We start from the raw sequence: 17,903 nt of genomic DNA on the forward strand, positions 1-17,903 counted from the left end.
CCTTTCATTAATGAACATGCCCCAAAAAGTTAGACACTATTTGGGGCTTTTTTTATTTACCGTTAAAACTATTCATTGTTTCGTTTAGTCCTGCTAAAGCAAACGATTCTACAATTTGCTTACCCAATTCAAATCGTTCCGGAAGTTTTTCTTTTTCGACAGCATTCCATTCGCCAAGAACATAATCGATCTGCTGTCCTTTTTTGAATTCATCACTAATTCCAAAACGGAATCTAGGATATTCTGAAGTATTTAAAAGCAACTGAATGTTTTTCAATCCGTTGTGTCCGCCATCTGTTCCTTTTCCTTTTATTCGAATAGTGCCAAAAGCCAAGTTCAAATCATCCGTAATGATCAGAAGATTTTCTTTGCTAATATTTTCTTTTTGCATCCAATATTGAACGGCCTTCCCACTGAGATTCATATACGTATTCGGCTTAAGTAGGATTAACTTTCTTCCCTTAATACTGATTTCTGCAACTACACCCAACTTTGCCGTTTCAAAAGAAACACCGTGTTTGGATGCAATATAATCGAGGACTTTAAACCCAATATTATGGCGTGTATTTACATATTCACCTCCAATATTACCCAGACCGACGATAAGGAATTTTTTACTCACTTCTTCTATAGTATTTTTTTGGTGTTCCTCACTCTCCAATATCATTTCTACTGATTGTTCAGAGCTAGGATTTGTTTTAAACAACTTCTTAATCCAATTCATTCTGCAAAAGTAAACTAATTTGATTGCATAAAAAAAGCACCAGTAAACTGATGCTTTTCTATTATGGAAAAATAAAGACTTATTTTTTCTTTTTCGCTCCACCTTTTTCGGCTTTTGCTGCTTCTTGAGCCGCTTTCATAGCAGCACGTGAAATCTTCACTTGAGCTACAACCGTATTGTCTGGGTGCATTAATTTAAAGTTATTTGTAGGCAACTTAGTTACATACAATTTGTTTCCCATTTGCATTTCAGAAATATTTGCTTCAACAAAATCAGGTAGATTTTTTGGCAAAGCTTTCACTTTTAATCTACGTTGGTTCAAGTTCAAAACACCTCCTAAAAGTACACCTGGAGAAGTTCCAGTTACTTTAACAGGCACTTCCATAATAATTTCTTTGTTGTCATCCAATTGGAAAAAATCAATGTGGTTGATTCTGTCAGAAACTGGGTGAAACTGAATGTCTTGCAAAACGGCATTGGTAGTTTTTCCATCCAAATCAATCACAACGGTGTGTGCGTTTGGAGTGTAAACCAAAGTTTTGAATGCTTTTTCTTCTGCTGCAAAATGAATTGGTTGACTTCCTCCGTAAATAACGCAAGGAACCATTCCAGCATTACGTACCGCTTTAGTCGCAACCTTGCCTACGCTTTCTCTTTGTGATCCTTTAATTGTAATCGATTTCATTGTAAATATATATAATTAATAAAAAATACTTAATTGATAATTAACAATTAATAATTGATAATTATTTGGGCGTGTCCCTTTCGGGCCAGGCTTTCCGCAGTATCTTTTTTTTCAAAAAAGGATACTTGCTCCAATCCTTCACGCAATTTATTTAAAACTTCAACTCTAACTTTTTATTGAAGCTTTTTTTCTTTCCTCTTGCTTCTTTCTTCTGATTTTACATCAAAAACTTTCCGCTTATGGAATTGTTGTGTTGCACCATATTCATTACTTCTGCAAAAAGAGGCGCACAACTCACTACTCTTATTTTATTAGATTCTTTCTTTAACGGAATGGAATCGGTAACAATTAATTCCAATAGTTTAGAGTTCTCCAGTTTTTCATAAGCATCACCCGAAAGTATGGCATGAGTACAAATAGCTCTCACACTCAATGCGCCTTTTTCAATCATCAAATCAGCCGCTTTAGCCAATGTTCCTCCCGTATCCACCATGTCATCAACCAAAATCACATTTCTTCCTTTCACGTCACCAATCAATTCCATGGTGTCAATTACATTGGCCGTTTTTCTTTGCTTGTAGCAAATTACCACATCCGATTCTAAAAACTTAGAATACGCATACGCTCTTTTTGAACCTCCCATATCTGGAGAAGCGATGGTTAAATTGTCTAATTGCAGACTTTTAACATATGGCAAAAATATCGTCGAGGCAAACAAATGATCGACTGGCATTTCAAAGAACCCTTGAATCTGATCCGCATGTAAATCCATGGTCATGATTCGAGTTGCTCCAGCCGTTTCCAATAGTTTTGCTATTAGTTTTGCTCCAATCGGAACTCTAGGCTTGTCTTTTCGATCTTGTCTTGCATAACCAAAATACGGAATTACGGGAGTAATGTGTCGTGCCGATGCTCTTTTAGCAGCATCAATCATTAACAAAAGTTCCATTAAATTATCTGCTGTTGGAAATGTAGAGCAGACAATAAAAACGCGCAATCCTCTTATTGATTCTTCAAAAGAAGGTTGAAATTCGCCATCACTAAATTTTGAGAACGTAACTTTGCCCAACGGAACTCCATAGTTTTCAGCTATTTGTTCCGCGAGATGGACGCTTTGTGAACACGCAAATATCTTTGCTTCTGGTTCTAGATGCGACATTGTAATTTGTTGTTTTTATCCGATGCGCTCAGTACAATTTTGCTCTCTTTTTCTCAAAAGCTGACTGTATTAATTGCCTCGAATGTAGTTAGTTAGTTGTGTGCCGTTTTACCGAGGTGCAAATTTAGAAATTAAATCTAACTCTGAAAGGATATTTTCGAGTATTTTTTTAGAAAATGATATTTAATTTTTTACATTTGCACCGTGTTTAAAAATAACCAACGGTTTCGTTGCTTATTTTTCGCGATAAATCAACTGTTGTTGGTTTGGTCTCCTAAGCCCGGATGGCGGAATTGGTAGACGCGCTGGTCTCAAACACCTGTGGGCAACCGTGCGGGTTCAAGTCCCGCTCCGGGTACAAAAGCTTCTCTGAAAAGAGGAGCTTTTTTTGTACGTATTTTTTATTGGTGTAAAAAAGAATTATAGACTAGATAGCCCCGACAGGAGCAAGCTACCATGTAGCGCGGATGGCGGGAAGATGGTTGTAAAGAAGCACAAAGTGCCGCTTCAAATAAAAAAAGAATTAATAGCCCAAAACCATACGCGCAATTCCGAAATATATCATAATTCCGAAGACGTCATTGGTAGTAGTAATAAAGGGCCCTGTTGCAATAGCCGGGTCAATTTTGTTTTTATGTAGAAACAACGGCACTAAAGTCCCAAGCAAGGCGGCAAAAAGAATTACAACCACTAGAGAAATAGAAATAGCAAGTCCAACTAAATACTCGCCGTACATCAACGAATGGTATAAAAACAAGAAGGCGGAAATAATTATTCCGGAAATCATCGCAACTGTTATTTCCTTTGTCAAATATTTTTTACTGAATTCTTTTAACGAACCATTAGCTAACCCTTGAACCACAATAGCTGATGCCTGTACACCAATATTTCCAGCGGTTGCCGAAAGCAAGGGAACAAAAATTATTAACGTTGAATATTGTTGCACTGAAGTTTGGTTGTCTTTTAGTACTAAAGAGGCAATTAGCTCAATGACCATTCCAATTAAAAGCCAAGGCAACCGTGCTTTAATCATTTCGAAAACGCTGTCGCCTGCTTCAATATCCTGGCTAATACCAGCCGCCATTTGGTAATCCTTATCGGCTTCTTCTTTAATTACGTCTACGATATCATCAATAGTAACACGGCCCACTAGTCTTCCCATTTCATCCACTACCGGAATCGCTTCCAAGTCGTAACGCTGCATGATTCGGGCAACTTCTGTATTTGGAGTATCTACTTTTACAGAATCCACCTTTTTAATGTAAACCTCACTTATAGGGGTTTTGGTAGAGGTAGTCAACAAATCTTTAAGTGATAATCTTCCTTTCAGCCTGTTTTCATCATCTACAACGTAAATCGAATGTACTCTTGTAACATGTTCGGCCTGCATTCTCATTTCTTTCACACACGTAAGAACGTTCCAGTTTTCATTCACCTTCACCATTTCTTTCCCCATCAAACCTCCGGCGGTATCCTCGTTGTAGCGCAACAAATCAACAATGTCTTTCGCGTGTTCAACATCTTCAAGTTCAGAGATTACTTCTTCTTTCTTACTTTGAGAAAGTTCGGAAATAATATCGGCAGCATCATCGGTATCTAATTCATCTAACTCTTCAGCAATTTCTTTAGCCGAAAGACCTCGCAGTATTTTTTCACGGACGTCACCTTCTAATTCAAGTAGAATTTCAGCCGTAATTTCACTATCTAAAATCTTGAAAATATAAATAGCATTATCAATATCCAATTCGTCAAAAATCTCAGCAATATCAGCATGGTGCATGTCATTCAACAAAACGAATAATGCGGGATCGTCGTTTTTCTGAATGAGTAGCTCAATCTGCTCTACAAGTTCTTTGCTGATTTTAAACTGCATTGGCCTCTATTTTTTGAGTAAGTTCAATGAATTGGTCAACCGTGAGTTGCTCCGGTCGGAGGTCAAAGATAGTATCTTCTTTTAAATTATCCGAAAGGTTAAACGATTTTAAACTATTTCGTAATGTCTTACGCCGCTGTTGAAATCCAGTTTTCACGACAGAAAAGAATAATTTTTCATTGCAAGGCAACGTGAAGTTTTCTCTTCTTCTTAATCTTAAAACGCCTGAATTTACTTTTGGTGGCGGATTAAAAACTTCGGGTGAAACGGTAAATAAATATTCCGCCTCGTAAAACGCTTGAACCAAAACTGAAAGTATTCCGTAGGTTTTAGTGCCTTTCTTTTCGCAAATTCTTTCGGCTACTTCTTTTTGAAACATCCCCGAAAACTCAGGAACTTGATGACGCAGCTCCAAACATTTGAATACAATTTGAGACGAAATATTATACGGAAAATTGCCAATAATTGCAAAAGGCTTTCCTTCAAAAACTTCGTTGATATTGTATCTTAGAAAATCTTGCGAAATAATTTTACCGTGTAATTTTGGATAATGCACATTCAAATATTCAACCGAATCCCTATCAATTTCGATAACATACATTTCAGTAGGTTTGTCCAAAAGATATTTGGTCAAAACACCCATTCCGGGACCAATTTCTAAAGTAATGTCGTACCCTTCATAGTTTAAGGTATCCGCTATGTTTTTGGCAATCGATTCATCCGTTAGGAAATGTTGCCCCAGATGTTTTTTTGCTCTTACGTCTTTCATTGTATCCGCTTTTGTCATTCCCGCGAAGGCGGGAATCTATATTATTTAAACCAGTCTTCCGAGAGGTCGTTCCATTCTTTATTCTCTTCTTCAATCAAATTAATTTTCCATTTGCGATTCCATTTTTTGAGTTGCTTTTCTCTTTTGAGAGCATCTTCTATATATTGAAATATCTCATAGTAAACCAATGTATCAACATCATATTTCGCCGTAAAACATTGCGGATTTAATTTGTTTTTGTGTTCTTCAATTCTTCTTTCAAGACTATTTGTTACACCAATATAAAGGGTTCCATTTTTCTTACTTGCTAAAATATAAATGAAATATTGGCGAAACTGTTGCATTTGTATTTTTTAAATGGATTTCTGCCTTCGCGGAAATGACAAACAGGAATTAATGCTCACTTATCAACTCCAATTCCGTTCGGAATGCCATCATTTTGTCTCCAAATAGCGAAGCGCTTTCTGCTCTAAGTTTTGGCGCATCTTCATCATAATAGCGCTGCAATGTTTCTTTAGAATCGGTGGTAAATTGGACCGAATAGGTTGTTCCACCCATTTCTTCTTCAATCAAAACCTTAACCATTCGCGCTGCTGAAAATTTGCCCGTAGCCAGCATATCTTTAATGTGTTTTTCTTGCATCCATTGCATCCATTGGTCGTGAACACTTTCGTGGATGTTTATTGTAATGTTGTAAAGTATCATTTTTGTGGATTTGGTGATTCGGTTATTTGTTTTAATGAAACTGCCTGCTCAAGACTACAGATTTGTATCGCCACGTAATTTTCGGTATTTATTCCTCGAATCTACAAAGTAAATACTGTCTTCGTGTTTGAAAATCATTTCTTCGTAGAGTGGTTTCGCCTTTTCAGTATCTTTGAGTTGGATATTATAGATTTCAGCCGAAAAATATAAGGCTTCGTCAATGTAAATACTTTCTTTATATTTCTTGATTATCTCATCATAAGTTCCCAAAGCATTTACAAAATCACCTTGTTTTTCGTATATTTTTCCAATTCGAAGTAACGTTACGGCTTCAATATCTTCGCCCTTATGCTCTTTTAAAATCAATTGAAATTGCAACAAAGCTTCCTTCTTTTTATTTTGGTATAAAAGAAAATCTGCCCGAGCAAACTTCTTCAAAGCCACCTGCAACGAATCTTCTACCGTATTGTCGCTTATTAATAAAAATAAATCTAAGGCATCGTTCGCAATCAATTGTGAGGAAGCTGATTTCAATACTTTCAATTGATGCGACGCCCATTCAAAATCGGTTTTAAAATAACTTGTTTTAGCAGTTTTCAAACTGGCTTCCTGACCGATTACATCGCCTGACATATCCTCATTAACCTGCGAATAGTATAGCAATGCCTGATTTAATTTTTCTTCAAACAAAAGAATATCTGCTAGTTCCATTTTGGCATCAGCCAATTGATATCTATTGATGGGCATTTCCATCGCACTTTTCAAAATTGCTTTTCCTTTCTCAGGATTATTCAAATTAAACGCGTTGAACTGGGCTTGTAATTTCAATAAGGAAAGGGTGTACGGACTTACTCCAAATTCTTTGATCAACGCATCCAATTCGGCAGTGATAGGCACATAATCTTTATCCGTAGCATGATCAATTTTCATTTGAATCAGATACGAATGGGCTTCAATTAGCAACTCTAAATCTTTAGTGTTTTGCAAAACGAAAGTCAATATTTCTTGTGCCGAATCTTGGTCGTTATCTTCAATGGCCATTTGGCCCAAACTCACGATATTGCTAAACGAGTCTGGATTTCTTTTGTAAATGGCTTTCTGCTGAATAAATGCTTTTCCGTATTCTTTTTGTTGGATAAACAACCAGCTCAGGAAATCATTCCAGAAAATATCTTGCGTTTTTTGAGCTCTAATAAGTAATGCTTTTTTTAATGAATCATTAAAGGATGCATCAACTTCCTCCGTCATAAAACGCGACAATTGATTCTGAATCAACGGGAGATTTTGCGGATTAACGTACGCTTCATTCAAAAAAGTATCAATCATCAAATCCTTATTGCCTTGTTGTCCGTAAAGCACTGCCATTTGGAAGTTGAAGCTTAGTTTGGGTTCTTTTTCTACTGCCGTTTTATAGGCTAAAAGCGCATAATCTACCAATGATTTTCTTTCAAAAGCATAGGCGATTCCGTAAACATCGGTAGCATTTTTTTTGATTTTCTCAATCGCCTGATTGTACTGTTTAGTGGCTTTATCTTGATTTTTCTGTAATTGGTAATTATACCCTAATTCTACCAAAAGTGTGCTTTGCTTGTACTTGTCAATTCTTTTTTCCAAGGCGCTTTCAGCTTTGTCAAACTGCTGCAATTGCTGATAACACTCAATTACTCTTTGAAAGTAATTGGAATTACCTTCCTGTGATTTTAGCAATTCCTCATAGCTAACCAAAGCTTTATCGAATTCTCCGCGATCAAAATAATTATTGGCTAACTGCTCGTTTTGGGCACTAACACTAATTGTGACGAATAATAAAACTATAGCGAGGAATTTCTTCATGGATTTCTAGTAAAAAAAACAATGTACTAAAGTAACACATTTTGCTCGCTTAGTACATTGTTTACAAAAGATTAACTTTTAGTTTATGATATCAAAACCAGTGTATTTGCGCAATACTTCTGGAATCACAATCCCTTCTGGAGTTTGATAATTCTCCAGTATTCCGGCTAAAACTCTTGGCAATGCTAAGGAACTTCCGTTCAACGTGTGCGCTAATTGTGTCTTTCCTTCTTTTCCTTTAAAACGCAATTTCAAACGGTTGGCTTGGAACGTTTCAAAATTGGACACAGAAGAGATTTCCAACCATTTATCCTGAGCTGTCGAGAATACTTCAAAATCATAGGTCAATGCCGAAGCAAATCCCATATCACCTCCGCAAAGGCGTAAAATTCGATAAGGCAATTTCAATTCGTCAAGGATATTTTTTATATGCTCAACCATTCCGTCTAAAGCTTCATACGATTTATCTGGATGCTCGATGCGTACTATTTCTACTTTGTCAAATTGGTGTAACCGATTCAAACCTCGAACATGCGCTCCATAAGATCCCGCTTCACGACGGAAACACGGTGTGTAACCCGTACATAAAATAGGCAATTCGCTTTCCTGTAAAATTACGTCACGAAAAATATTTGTCACTGGAACTTCTGCAGTTGGAATTAGGTATAAATCATCCGTTTTATCGTGGTACATCTGCCCTTCTTTATCTGGCAATTGTCCCGTTCCGTAGGCAGAAGCTTCGTTTACCAAATGCGGCACTTGGTATTCTTGATAGCCTGCATCTGTATTTTTATCTAAAAAATAAGAAATTAGTGCACGTTGTAATTTGGCGCCCTTTCCTTTGTACACTGGAAATCCAGCACCCGTGATTTTTACACCCAATTCGAAATCGATGATGTCGTATTTTTTTACCAATTCCCAATGTGGTTGTGCTCCTTCATGCAAAACCGGAATTGTTCCTGTTTCGAAAATGTTCAGATTTTCTTCTGGAGTTTTACCTACTGGAACGATAGCTGCTGGAAGATTTGGTAATAAATACATTTTATCCAAAAGATCTTTAGCCAAAGCATCTGATTTTTCAGATAGTTCTTTACTAGTTTCTTTCAGTTGAACGGTTTTCATTTTTAGAATTTCCGCTTTAGCTTTTTCACCATTTTTCATTAAATCGCCAATAGCCGATGAAAGTTTGTTGGCTTCTGCCAAAGTGTTGTCAAGAGCCACTTGAGTGCTTCTTCTATTTTCGTCTAATTCGATTACTTCTTCCACGAGCGCTTTCACATCCATGTTTCTTTTGGCCAAAGCCGCAATCACTTTTTCTTTATTTTCTCTAATGTAACTTATCTGTAACATGACTTTTCTTTATAAGGACGCAAATTTAATGAAATGTTTGATAAAACCTTTCTGTTACCAAAAAACTTATGCTATTCTAAACAAATTAAAATCAGTAAAATAGGTATAGAATTTATATTTTTTTTGGCAGATGTTTACTTCATAAATTATTATATTCGCAAAAATTTCTCTTAACCATTATGAAAAAAGCCTACTTATTACTCCTTTGTTTACCTTTATCCTTTGTTTTTGCTCAAAGTAATACAGCCACAAGAAGTTCAATTGCTGAAGCTGAAATGAAATCAGCAGCCCAAACAATGAATCTCCAGGTAAATCCAAACACTATTAATTATGACATTACCTATCATAAATTAGAGTTAACCGTAAATCCAAATACGAAATTTATCTCTGGAAAAATTACTACAACTTTTACGGCTTTGGCTGATATGAATACCATCACTTTTGATTTTGCTAATACCCTGACCGCAAGTTTGGTAAAAAAAGGAGTTGCGAATTTGACTTTTACGGAAAATACCAGTAACGAATTAATCATTACACTACCATCAACTCAGGCTGCGGGAACTTCTGCCACCATTGAAGTAACTTATTCTGGAACGCCACCTAACAACGGTTTTGGTTCTTTTGAGCAAACAACACATAACGGAGTGCCGATCATCTGGACCCTTTCTGAGCCTTTTGGCGCTAGAGACTGGTGGCCATGCAAACAAGATTTGAATGATAAAATAGACAGCATCGATGTTTATATCACGGCGCCATCGCAATATGTGAGCGTTTCTAACGGCATTGAAACTACGGCACCCGTAATTTCTGGAGCGAATAAGACAACGCATTTCCATCACGGATATCCTATTCCAGCCTACCTTATTGCTATTGCTGTAACTAATTATAGCGTTTACACTCAGGCCGGAGGAACGGCTCCTAATGATTACCCAATTATCAATTATATTTATCCAGAAAATTATAATCAATCTTCTTTTTCTCAATTAGATGAAACTCCTGCAATTTTAGACTTATATGAAAACTTATTTGAAGTATATCCATTTCACAATGAAAAATATGGACATGCTCAATTTAGTTGGGGTGGCGGAATGGAGCATACAACGGTTTCATTTATGGTAAATTTTAGTCGCCAGTTGATTGCTCACGAATTAGCACACCAATGGTTTGGAGACAAAGTAACTTGCGGAACTTGGAAAGATATTTGGCTTAACGAAGGTTTCGCAACCTATCTGGCAACGTTAGTTATTGAAAACTTTGACGGGATTGATGCATTTGTAACCGAAAAACAAGATATGATCAATAACATAACATCAAGTCCAACTGGAAATCTTTATTTAACAGACGTTCAGGCGACTAATGTAAACCGAATATTCAGTAGTCGATTGAGTTATGACAAAGGCGCAATGGTTTTAGAAATGCTTCGTTTCAAATTGGGCGATACTGCTTTTTTTCAAGGTTTAAAAAATTACTTGGCCGATAGTAATCTAGCGTATAAATATGCGGTAACGGATGATCTTCAAGGACATTTAGAAACCGTTTATGGAGGAAGTTTAACGGAGTTTTTTAATGATTGGGTTTACAATCAAGGATATCCAACGTACAGCATAGTAGCTCAGAATTACGGTGCTGGACAAGCACGATTTGTGGTAAACCAAACGCAGTCGGATGCTTCGGTCTCCTTTTTTGAGATGCCGGTGCCTGTGAGGGTTTTTGGCGCTGCAGGGCAACAAGCCGATTTAGTTTTAAACAATACGATCAATGGTGAGGAAATTATACTAAATGTTCCTTTTGAAATTACGGGTGTAGAATTTGATCCAGAAAGACATCTTGTTGCTCGTAATTCGACCATCACTTTAGGGAATCAAAACTACGATTTAGAAAAAGCGATTGGCCTTTATCCTAATCCCTCGTCGGATGTTTTACACATTCAGATGCCTAACTCTACAAACTTTGAAAAAGTAATCATTTACAACAGTTTAGGGCAAAAAGTTATGGAAGCTACTAGTGCTAATTTCTCTGTAAATAGTCTGGCAACTGGAGTTCATTATGTAGACATTCAAACTACAGAAGGTACTTTTCATAAAAAATTCATAAAAAAATAATCTTAACCAAATATTATGTGCGAGAGTAAGGTGGAAACCTTACTTTTGTGCGTTTAAAAATCAAATTTAAATTAATGATACAAATAGCACAGATACTTTTTATACTTTCAGTTCTGGTAATTCTACACGAATTGGGACATTATATTGCCGCTAAAATCTTCAAGGTTAGAATTGAAAAATTCTATTTATTCATTGATGCAGGATTTTCGCTTGTTAAGAAAAAAATTGGCGAAACTGAATGGGGAATTGGTTGGTTGCCTCTTGGGGGATATGTAAAACTATCTGGAATGATTGACGAAAGTCTAGACGAAGCGCAAATGAAAGAACCTGCGCAACATTGGGAATTTCGTTCTAAACCCGCATGGCAACGTTTAATTATTATGTTAGGCGGAATAACCGTAAACATTTTACTGGCGTGGTTTATTTACACTACAATGTTTGCAACGGTTGGTCAGAAATATGTTTCTACGGAAGCGATTCAGAAGAATGGTTTGGTTTTTGGCGATGTAGGTAAAAGCGTTGGATTTGAAAACGGTGACCGAATTATATCGGTTGATGGAAAACTTCAGGATAAGTTCAATTGGATGATTATTGATGTTTTGTTGAGCGATAACATTCAGATTGAAAGAAATGGACAAAAAGTGAATTTGGTTTTAACTGATGAGCAAAAAGGAGAAATTATTTCTACAGAAGGAAGAGAGTTTGTTCAGCCAAGACTAAATCAAGCAATAATAGATTCCGTTTTTTTAGACGGACAAGCATTTAAAGCAGGTCTCAAAAACAATGATATTATTGAAGCTGTAAATGGTAAATCTTGTGCTCATTTTGATCAATTTACAGACGAAATCAAAGCGCATAAAAATGATACTGTTGCCATAACTGTAAAAAGAAACGGCAGCGACATTATTTTAAAAACATTGGTTAACAAAGAAGGAAAGATAGGATTTAAAGCAAAGTTCACAGAAAGAGAAGACTATATCATAAACAAACAGCATACCATTGGAACTGCCATTCCAGCTGCGGTGAGAGAATCATGGAAACTATTTGTATATAATATCAAACAGTTCAAATTAATTCTTAAACCAAAAACAGGAGCCTACAAACAAGTTAAAAGTCCGGTGGGTATTGCACGACAATTACCTGATACTTGGAATTGGGAGTTTGTATGGAACTTTACAGCCCTATTTTCTATCGGTTTGGCGTTCATGAATTTGTTGCCAATTCCAGGATTGGATGGTGGACATGCCCTTTTTACCATTGCAGAAATGGTTACCGGCAGAAAATTAAGTGACAAAGCAATGGGCCACGTTCAGACCTTTGGAATGATTATTTTACTGACTTTGATGGTATTAACTTTCGGGAAGGACATCTATCAATTAATAGCCGATAAATTATTTTAATTTTTATTGTTTTTTATTTGTAAAAATTAAAAAACGTATTATATTTGCAACCGCTTTAAAAAGGTAACACACCTTCCTTCTTAGCTCAGTTGGTTAGAGCATCTGACTGTTAATCAGAGGGTCCTTGGTTCGAGCCCAAGAGAGGGAGCTGCTAAAAGAGCAACATGAAAATGTTGCTCTTTTTTTATGCACTATATTTGGCGAGCAATTTATCCCAAACTTGTTTCGGAAAGTCCAAGAAAGGAAGCAAACAAAAAGCCTGATATGAAAGTATCGGGCTTTTTAATACAAACACGTCATGCCTGTGTAGAGCATTAAAACTTTAACTTGATGTTAAAATGATGCAAAAAGTAAAAAGAGGATTGCTATAATTTGGCTGAAGACTTTAAATAAAAGCGCTTTTTGCCTGTAACTGCAATTTATTTTATGTTCAATTGTTCCTCAATTGACTCCAACCGGACTTCCTTTTTAGCAACAGACAAAAAATCACGATACCATTTCCCTGAATTCTTAACCGTTCGTTTTTGAGTGTCATAATCAATATGGATTAATCCGAATCGTTGCTTGTATCCTTCTGCCCACTCAAAATTATCGGTCAAAGACCAAACAAAATATCCTGCCAATTTGGTACAACTTCCTTTGGCTCGCAATACTTGTTCTAAATAGGATTTTATAAAATGAGTCCGATTATCATCCTGCACCTCTCCAGCAATTACCTCATCCGGAAAAGCCGCGCCGTTTTCGGTTACCATTATTTTTCTTACTCCTTCATACTCTTGAAATTTGGAAATCATTTGAAAAATAGCTTCCGGATAGACTTCCCAATCCATTGAAGTATAAAAGACTTTTCGTTTATCGGCCGGAATAATTTTGGCATTCAAATGCGGTGTGAAAATAGTATGGGCAACCACTTCCCGTGTGTAATTTTGTATGCCAATGAAATCAAACGTGACTTTCATTAACTCGGTATCTCCTTCTGCAATATAGTGCTTTACTTTTTTTAAGAATGGCAAATCATCTGTGGGATACCCCAAACCTAAAGACGGTTCGATAAACAAGCGATTGAGCAAGGCATCTACCCTTTTGGCAGCAACACTATCTTTTTGCGAAAACGAGTTGGGTGTAATGTAGGAACAAGAAAATGTACTGCCTACAATTGCTTTTGGACAAATATCTTTAATAGTGTTATACCCAATGGCCTGGCAAAGTACCGCATGATGCATGGCAGGAATAAAGTTATTAAATCCTTTTTTACCTGGGGCATGCATTCCCAAAAAATAACCAGCACCAGTGAATACCATTGGCTCGTTGAGCACCATCCAGTAGGTTACTTTATTTTTGAATGCCGCCACACAAACGGTTACATAATCTCGAAACCAATCTAAAATATCTCGATTAGACCATCCTCCTTTTTCTTGTAACTCTTGCGGTAAGTCCCAATGGTATAGTGTTACAAAAGGGGTTATGCCACTTACCAAACAGTAGTCTATTATTTTGTGATAAAAGTCGAGCCCTGCTTGGTTAATTTCTCCCGTACCATCAGGAATGATTCTCGGCCAAGATAAGGAGAATCTGAAGTTGGGAATCCCCAATTGTTTGATTAAGTCAATGTCTTGTTTGTAATTGATATAGAAGTCAGAAGCCTTATAATGGGTATCATCATTTAATATTTTATTCTTTTGCGTAACAAACACATCCCAAATAGAAGCGCCTTTTCCGTGTAGGTTGTGTGCGCCTTCTGTTTGCAAAGCTGAGGTAGCAACACCCCAAATAAAATCAGGTCCAAAATCATTTTTAGAAAAACTTTTAGTAGTCATGGGTTATTGAAATAAAGAGTAATGATCCGACTCATAATTAGCGTCTAGTTTTTGTTTTCCGGCATGGATATCCACAATCAGGTCGATCATTCTTTGGGTGTTATCAGGATAATCAACAGGAACAATGGTGTCATCCATAAGCCATGCTTTTAGTAACGGAAGAGTATCCGAATTGAACTTTTTCAATACCGGAACGCCCATCGACTTGAGCATTTCGGCGTTATAAAATTGTTCCAACTGTTTTTTCATTGGGACTACCAGTAACTTTTTTTTTAGAAACAAGGCTTCACTTGCTGTTCCGAAACCGGCATTGCAGAAAACTCCTTTTGAAGCGGCCATACTCTTTAAGAATTGAGCTCCATTGATAGGCATGATCTTAATGTTCTTAACTATTTTTTCTTCTTTGTTGTGTTTAGAAAATACTTGCCATTGTACATTTTCTATTTTCTTTAGTCGTTTGATGATTTGCTCATCGCTAAAAGAAGGAAGATAAACCGTATAGTGTCCTTCATTAGTTGGAATCAATTCACGCACTGCTTTGCGGATAATCGGAGTAAATACATTGGCGTCCAAACTTTTGAAATGAAAACCATAATTATAAGTCGTAGGCGCATAATTTTGAAGCACCAAGCGTCCGATAAGATCACTTTTTTTAGGTTTAGGTGCTAAAGAATGTAGGGTGGCCACTTGATTGCTCAACCCAATACAAACCCGTTTGGCTTTGATGGCTGCCCAACAGGAAACCGGTTCAAAGTCGCTTATGATTAAGTCGTATTCTTTGACATTCAACTTTTTGATTTCTTTTAAAAGCTTAATCGAATTAAGCTTTACAAAGGTTTTCCAAAAGTCAACACCGCCTTTTTTACCAAAGATAAACGACATACCATTGAACTTATATTTCACTTTAAAAGGCAACTCAATATCCGACTGTATACCACTAACCAAAATGTCTAAGTCACCCTTTTTTTCTAGATAAGGGATGATTTCCATAGCTCTAGTGATGTGACCGTTTCCGGTTCCTTGTATGGCGTAAAGTATTTTCATTTCTAAAAATTAAGGGTTGTAATACGGTGCTTTTCTTTTAAGAAACCACTGAGCATTTGGTTGAAAATAGCTTGATTGTCTAATAAAGTAAGTTCATCATCAGTGTCTTCATGAACCTCAATAAAATGAATTGGGTCGTATTTAAATAGTGTCCAAGCTTTATCATGGTACTCTAAGGCCGTTAGGTTTTCTATCCAATCGCCCGAGTTTAGGTACTGTACTTGTCCGTTTTCTGTAATTATGGTTTTTATTTCAGGATGGTGAATGTGTCCGCAGAGCACAAAATCATAACCATTTGAAATCGCAATATCAGCCGTAGTTTTTTCGAAGTTGTTGACGAATTTAACCGCTTCTTTGACACTGTTTTTGATGTTTTTTGAGAGCGATATTTTTCCTTTCCCCATTTTAACAGAAAACCAATTGCACAACGCATTAATTAGAATTAACATGTCGTACCCATGTGAACCCAATCGAGTCAGCCACTTGGAATGCTGCATCGTGACATCAAATACATCACCATGGAAAATCCATGTTTTTTTACCGTCAAGGTCTAAAAGCAATTTGTTTTCAATCGTAAGGTTCCCCATCTTAAAGCCGGCAAACTTTCTAAGCATCTCATCGTGGTTGCCTGTGATGTAGTAAACTTTGACACCTTTACTGACCCAATTCATGATTTTATGAATGACTTGCATGTGTGATTTGGGCCAATAGCGTTTGCTAAACTGCCACATGTCAATAATGTCACCGTTCAGAATAATTACTTTGGGCTTGATGCTGTTCAAATAATTCAAAAGCTCTTTACTTTGGCAGCCGTAAGTGCCCAAATGAATATCAGAAAGCACTAATAAATCAATTTTTCGCTTCTTTGGTTTTTGGTTTTTAGACATGGCAAATGGATTTATGGGTACTATAATAGTTTAGTCCTGTGGTGCGTGTTGGCACTAAAATAACTTTTGGTTTTAAAGGACAAGAAGCTAGATGAGTCGTGTGGAGTGCACTCATTTGAGCAATAGCAGAAAAAAATAGCCGTGAATTTTTCAATACTGGTTTCAACTTGCAATCTGATTAGCATGCAGGTCAAACAAATGTACCCCAAGCAGGTAAAGCACTGATTATTTTATCATTAAGTTTGGGTTAATGTTTTAAGAAAAATAGCTGTTGACTTGTTACAGTGAACAAGAAAACCAACTCACACATTGGTTTTTTTAACTCTTTATAGCCAAACATTGCGACAAAAAATTTGAAATAAAAAAATTGTCACAGAAAGTGTGGCAAACTTTTTGTAAGAAAAAAAATGTCACAGAAAAAGTTTAAAGCAAATGAAAAAAACGAATCCAATCCGGAATTTACTAGGTGTCAGCCAGGAAGATATGGCGCTCATATTACAAGTTAGCCGCAGCCAATGGGCTATGTACGAACTGGGAAAAAGAGATTTGCCTACAAAAGCAAAGTTGGTGTTGGCTGAAATATTGCATTATGTAAAGACTCCCGAAATGTTTGCCAAAAGCTTACCTCAGGTAGAGCAACAACATGTTAGAAAACAACAACAACTTGAGCATTTATTAAAAGAAAACGAGTACCAACAGGTGTTGACATCCAAAAAAATAAATTTCGTTGAGAGGAATATGCGACTAAGGTTAGAACACTACAAGTGGTAGATTTTTTGGCTGTTCATCCCAACAATAAGGGTGAATCCTTGACCAATCTGTTAAAAACTATAGCAAATAAGGCTTCCAAAGCATTAGAAGTAGATGGATTAGCAACTTTGGCCAAGTATCAAATGAAGCAGGAGGTATTGGAACTGGAAAAGTTACTACTCGAATCAAAATTGCGAAAACTAACTCTATCCCTTTAAATTAAAGGGAAGGAATAAAATTATAATGTAAGAAATATGTTAAAATTATATTAATATCTATTTTCTGACACTTTTTGGCACAAGCTTTGAAAACATCTGATTATTAATCATTTAAAATTTTAATATTATGAATTATTCAGTATCAAATTTAACGCAGGTTGCCGATTGCAACGCGTTATTAGCATGGGCCGGAAAAGAGAAAGCCGATTTGAGTTTCAAAAAACTTTCCGATGAACGTTTAACAGTTAGATATGCCGAGACTTCATTAGAGTTGGATGCTATCTTACAAGGAGTATTAGCCGAACTTGCGGCAACAGAAACCATTATTGCCGTATTGCCTGAAGGGCCGACTAAGGAGGATGCCATGAACAAAAAAGTAAGACTAGAGTACAAAAAGTTTTTACTGGAAACTCGTAAAGAGAGCTACGGTTCGGTAGCTTTGCTGGAAAAAGAAATGGATTTGGGTAGAGTCAATCAGGAGATTGCAGAAGTAGACGCCTTTATCGTGGCGGTAGAAGCACAGAAAGCGACATTATAATACCGTTTTATTTTGTGTTTAAAGAGGTTGCCTTTTTGGGTGACCTTTT

Annotated in this window: 16 protein-coding genes and 2 tRNA genes; 6 read left to right on the plus strand and 12 right to left on the minus strand. The window is 36.5% G+C overall.

The annotated features are described in order from the left end of the window. Positions 1-52 precede the first annotated feature (52 nt). The 3 genes from pth to PSU83_RS13860 form a co-directional block, all read right to left on the minus strand. A complete protein-coding gene (gene pth / locus PSU83_RS13850; protein WP_300590203.1) occupies positions 53-667 on the minus strand; it encodes an aminoacyl-tRNA hydrolase in 615 nt (204 codons plus the stop codon). Positions 668-803: 136 nt separating this feature from the next. After that, on the minus strand, positions 804-1,409 hold the full coding sequence (locus PSU83_RS13855) for a 50S ribosomal protein L25/general stress protein Ctc (protein ID WP_300590144.1): 606 nt from the start codon (positions 1,407-1,409) through the stop codon (positions 804-806). A 217-nt stretch (positions 1,410-1,626) separates the two neighbouring features. Further along, positions 1,627-2,568, minus strand: coding sequence for a ribose-phosphate pyrophosphokinase (locus PSU83_RS13860; RefSeq protein WP_300590145.1), 942 nt, complete (start codon positions 2,566-2,568; stop codon positions 1,627-1,629). Positions 2,569-2,846: 278 nt separating this feature from the next. On the opposite strand from PSU83_RS13860, the gene PSU83_RS13865 reads away from it, so the two are divergent. Further along, positions 2,847-2,926, plus strand: a tRNA-Leu gene (locus PSU83_RS13865). A gap of 165 nt (positions 2,927-3,091) precedes the next feature. Here the strand turns inward: PSU83_RS13865 and mgtE are convergent. From mgtE to serS, 6 genes are all read right to left on the minus strand, one after another. Then, the gene (gene mgtE, locus PSU83_RS13870; RefSeq protein ID WP_300590146.1) at positions 3,092-4,441 is read right to left on the minus strand and encodes a magnesium transporter; all 1,350 of its coding nucleotides are present in this window, start codon (positions 4,439-4,441) and stop codon (positions 3,092-3,094) included. Continuing rightward, a complete protein-coding gene (rsmA, locus tag PSU83_RS13875) occupies positions 4,431-5,210 on the minus strand; it encodes a 16S rRNA (adenine(1518)-N(6)/adenine(1519)-N(6))-dimethyltransferase RsmA (RefSeq protein WP_300590147.1) in 780 nt (259 codons plus the stop codon). Before rsmA ends, mgtE begins: the two co-directional genes overlap by 11 nt. Positions 5,211-5,251: 41 nt before the next feature. Continuing rightward, positions 5,252-5,554 (minus strand): GIY-YIG nuclease family protein, encoded by a 303-nt coding sequence (locus tag PSU83_RS13880; protein ID WP_300590148.1) that lies wholly within the window; start codon positions 5,552-5,554, stop codon positions 5,252-5,254. Between the two features lie 49 nt (positions 5,555-5,603). Then, on the minus strand, positions 5,604-5,915 hold the full coding sequence (locus tag PSU83_RS13885; RefSeq protein WP_300590149.1) for a DUF4286 family protein: 312 nt from the start codon (positions 5,913-5,915) through the stop codon (positions 5,604-5,606). Positions 5,916-5,969: 54 nt separating this feature from the next. After that, on the minus strand, positions 5,970-7,748 hold the full coding sequence (locus PSU83_RS13890) for a tetratricopeptide repeat protein (protein WP_300590150.1): 1,779 nt from the start codon (positions 7,746-7,748) through the stop codon (positions 5,970-5,972). 78 nt (positions 7,749-7,826) lie between these two features. Continuing rightward, positions 7,827-9,098 carry a serine--tRNA ligase gene (serS, locus tag PSU83_RS13895; protein WP_300590151.1) on the minus strand — a complete coding sequence of 424 codons (1,272 nt, stop codon included), beginning with the start codon at positions 9,096-9,098 and terminating at the stop codon, positions 7,827-7,829. Positions 9,099-9,277: 179 nt separating this feature from the next. On the opposite strand from serS, the gene PSU83_RS13900 reads away from it, so the two are divergent. From PSU83_RS13900 to PSU83_RS13910, 3 genes are all read left to right on the plus strand, one after another. Then, positions 9,278-11,200, plus strand: a complete 1,923-nt coding sequence (locus PSU83_RS13900; protein ID WP_300590152.1) for a M1 family aminopeptidase — start codon at positions 9,278-9,280, stop codon at positions 11,198-11,200. Positions 11,201-11,274: 74 nt separating this feature from the next. Continuing rightward, positions 11,275-12,600, plus strand: a complete 1,326-nt coding sequence (gene rseP, locus PSU83_RS13905) for an RIP metalloprotease RseP (RefSeq protein ID WP_300590153.1) — start codon at positions 11,275-11,277, stop codon at positions 12,598-12,600. Between the two features lie 74 nt (positions 12,601-12,674). Beyond that, a tRNA-Asn gene (locus PSU83_RS13910) sits at positions 12,675-12,748 on the plus strand. Between the two features lie 271 nt (positions 12,749-13,019). Here the strand turns inward: PSU83_RS13910 and PSU83_RS13915 are convergent. The 3 genes from PSU83_RS13915 to PSU83_RS13925 are packed head-to-tail and all read right to left on the minus strand — an operon-like array spanning position 13,020 to position 16,348. After that, the gene (locus PSU83_RS13915) at positions 13,020-14,417 is read right to left on the minus strand and encodes a GH1 family beta-glucosidase (RefSeq protein WP_300590154.1); all 1,398 of its coding nucleotides are present in this window, start codon (positions 14,415-14,417) and stop codon (positions 13,020-13,022) included. A 3-nt stretch (positions 14,418-14,420) separates the two neighbouring features. After that, a complete protein-coding gene (locus tag PSU83_RS13920; protein WP_300590155.1) occupies positions 14,421-15,461 on the minus strand; it encodes a glycosyltransferase family protein in 1,041 nt (346 codons plus the stop codon). Positions 15,462-15,463: 2 nt separating this feature from the next. Beyond that, positions 15,464-16,348, minus strand: coding sequence for a UDP-2,3-diacylglucosamine diphosphatase (locus PSU83_RS13925; protein WP_300590156.1), 885 nt, complete (start codon positions 16,346-16,348; stop codon positions 15,464-15,466). Positions 16,349-16,780: 432 nt separating this feature from the next. On the opposite strand from PSU83_RS13925, the gene PSU83_RS13930 reads away from it, so the two are divergent. Both PSU83_RS13930 and PSU83_RS13935 read left to right on the plus strand, forming a co-directional pair. Continuing rightward, positions 16,781-17,119, plus strand: a complete 339-nt coding sequence (locus PSU83_RS13930; RefSeq protein ID WP_300590157.1) for a helix-turn-helix domain-containing protein — start codon at positions 16,781-16,783, stop codon at positions 17,117-17,119. A gap of 324 nt (positions 17,120-17,443) precedes the next feature. Further along, complete coding sequence (locus tag PSU83_RS13935; protein ID WP_300590158.1) at positions 17,444-17,854, plus strand: hypothetical protein; 411 nt, start codon at positions 17,444-17,446, stop codon at positions 17,852-17,854. Positions 17,855-17,903: the final 49 nt, after the last annotated feature.

This window comes from Flavobacterium sp., assembly GCF_029945805.1.
Lineage (GTDB): Bacteria > Bacteroidota > Bacteroidia > Flavobacteriales > Flavobacteriaceae > Flavobacterium.